The organism is Capnocytophaga sp. oral taxon 863 str. F0517 (genome assembly GCF_000466425.1).
Taxonomy (GTDB): Bacteria; Bacteroidota; Bacteroidia; order Flavobacteriales; family Flavobacteriaceae; genus Capnocytophaga.
On record NZ_KE992134.1, the window covers coordinates 1 to 1,985 of the forward strand.

Below are 1,985 nucleotides of genomic sequence, written 5' to 3' on the forward strand. Positions count from 1 at the left end.
GGGTGTTTTGTTAATAACTGATTGTTAGAGGGTTATGATTGGTGTTTTTTTTGTGATTAGTTTGATGAGTGGTAAGATGTTAGTAGTGTTTTGCCTACTTATATAAGTTTTTATACAAGCAGTAGCACTACACTTAACATTAAATGGGCAGCAATACTCCTTCCTTAGAGATGAACCATCCTATCTGATATCATTAAGTTTGGTGCTAAGATTAATTACCATAGAGGTTTTACTATATTATCAACCTTATCAGAGGTTTTATTGTTGTATGCTAAGTAAAAGTCTTCTATAGCATAAACGATTGGTTTGTAACATTCTTTTATTACACTACTATAACTACTTTTAAATATAAAACTTTCACTATAAGGTAGCCTATCAATAAAAAACACATTCTTTGTGGTGTATTCTTTCAATTGCATATTAGGATAAATAAACTCATCTTCCAACCCTGCTGCTCTTTTTCTTCCTTCTATGGGGAAGTTGAACAAATCATCATCAAACTGATTAATCCTAACAGCGTAATAATTCTTATTAACATCTAACTTTTTAGCATTTTTGCTGACAATATTTAATTTTGCCATCTCAAAAGACACTCTATTGGGTAACAATACTTTATTCAAAAACAAATCAGACACGATATAAATAGCATACTGATAGGGTAAGAAATCAAACATAATTTTAGTATTCCTTTGAATAATAAGATACAATTCCTTAGGAAGAGCCCACCTTTTTGATGGAGGGTAACCATTAATTTCTGGGTTATAAAGAACCCAAGGATAATCCATATCTTCAACTTCCTTTAAAGGTGTAAAATTCTCTCTAATATATATATCATATCGGTTAGGTATGTAAGTTTGTTTTTTAAAAGGATAAAACCAGATTAATAACTTTTCCATAATATAAACAATAATTTATTAACTTAATCTTCTATAATTCCCTATAGGATCTTCAGAGATATACCTCCCCATTTCAGGGTGGTAATACCTAAACCTATTGTAACAGAGTTCTATTTCAGGATCATAGTACTGTCCTTGGTATTTAAAGGGCACCTAAAGTTCTCTTTTGGTGCGAGCCGCACGGGCAAGGTGGTTTAGCGGTCTTGTTCGCGTTCCCATATCAGCTCACCTTCTTGGTTGTAGGCTTCTATGGGGGTGCCTAAGTGGTCGGTGATGATGGAGTAATGTTTGCCGTTGGTGATTTTTCCACAAGGCACAAAAGAACCTGCTTCAAAAATCCAAGTGGTGGGGCTGTGCTCAGTACCTAAATCATATAAGCCTGTGCTGTAATTGAGCTCAAAGGTCTCTTTCCATTAATAATCTTCAATGAATGATTTATAAACGCCATTTTCTACTATTTTTTCAATTGTTTCTTCCATTGCTTTTTTACTAAAAGAAGGCAGTAAAATTAAATTTTTTTTAAAAAAGTAACCTTGTCCACTATTTATAATATCATACATAACTCTTTCAATTCCTGAAAAATATAAATTATAATTCTTATTTTCAATTGTTAGTACAACATCTCTTAAATAATTTTTTGATTCTATGTCAAACCAATCCATATCATCTTCTATATCGCTATGGTATTCTATTGTATATTTCATAATAACTATTCTTTTACTGTTACTTTGGCTAATTCTGCTTGATATTCATCAACAGTCATAGGTTTCTTAGGGGTAATTTCGTAATGATTCCTTCCTGTTTTTACAATTTGTAATGTCTCAGGAATCTGATCTACTTCATAGGCTTCCATACTCATTTTCTCAAGATTCTCCTTTTTATCAGATAATGATACACCTCTAGTTGGTTGAACAAGTTCTTTTCCATCAACAACTTCTGTTTCATAATCTTTTTCTCTTGCTTTAAAACTAACTTTTCCATTTCTTCCCCCTCTATATAAACTTTGTAACCCCAGCAAATCCACCCAAGTATTGGTATCACTTACATAAGCAAACACATTAAACCCACCTAAGAGTTTAATCGGGTCTT

At 32.2% G+C, this 1,985-nt stretch carries 4 protein-coding genes and 1 pseudogene; all 5 read right to left on the bottom strand.

Annotation, left to right across the window (positions count from 1 at the left end):
• Nucleotides 1–215: 215 nt before the first annotated feature.
• Nucleotides 216–896: an Imm43 family immunity protein gene (locus HMPREF1551_RS05990; protein WP_021628176.1), complete on the bottom strand. Its 681-nt coding sequence runs from the start codon at nucleotides 894–896 to the stop codon at nucleotides 216–218.
• 18 nt (nucleotides 897–914) lie between these two features.
• Nucleotides 915–1,049, bottom strand: a complete 135-nt coding sequence (locus HMPREF1551_RS14495; protein ID WP_021628177.1) for an RHS repeat domain-containing protein — start codon at nucleotides 1,047–1,049, stop codon at nucleotides 915–917.
• Nucleotides 1,050–1,090: 41 nt separating this feature from the next.
• Nucleotides 1,091–1,213, bottom strand: coding sequence for an RHS domain-containing protein (locus tag HMPREF1551_RS13900; protein ID WP_021628178.1), 123 nt, complete (start codon nucleotides 1,211–1,213; stop codon nucleotides 1,091–1,093).
• Between the two features lie 96 nt (nucleotides 1,214–1,309).
• Complete coding sequence (locus HMPREF1551_RS06000; RefSeq protein ID WP_021628179.1) at nucleotides 1,310–1,600, bottom strand: hypothetical protein; 291 nt, start codon at nucleotides 1,598–1,600, stop codon at nucleotides 1,310–1,312.
• Between the two features lie 5 nt (nucleotides 1,601–1,605).
• Nucleotides 1,606–1,985, bottom strand: a pseudogene (locus tag HMPREF1551_RS13905) (hypothetical protein); the annotation flags it as partial.

Excerpts from the sequence above, each read along its gene's own strand:
- HMPREF1551_RS05990 (WP_021628176.1), bottom strand. The coding sequence starts at position 896 with ATGGAAAAGTTATTAATCTGGTTTTATCCTTTTAAAAAACAAACTTAC.
- HMPREF1551_RS06000 (WP_021628179.1), bottom strand. The coding sequence starts at position 1,600 with ATGAAATATACAATAGAATACCATAGCGATATAGAAGATGATATGGAT.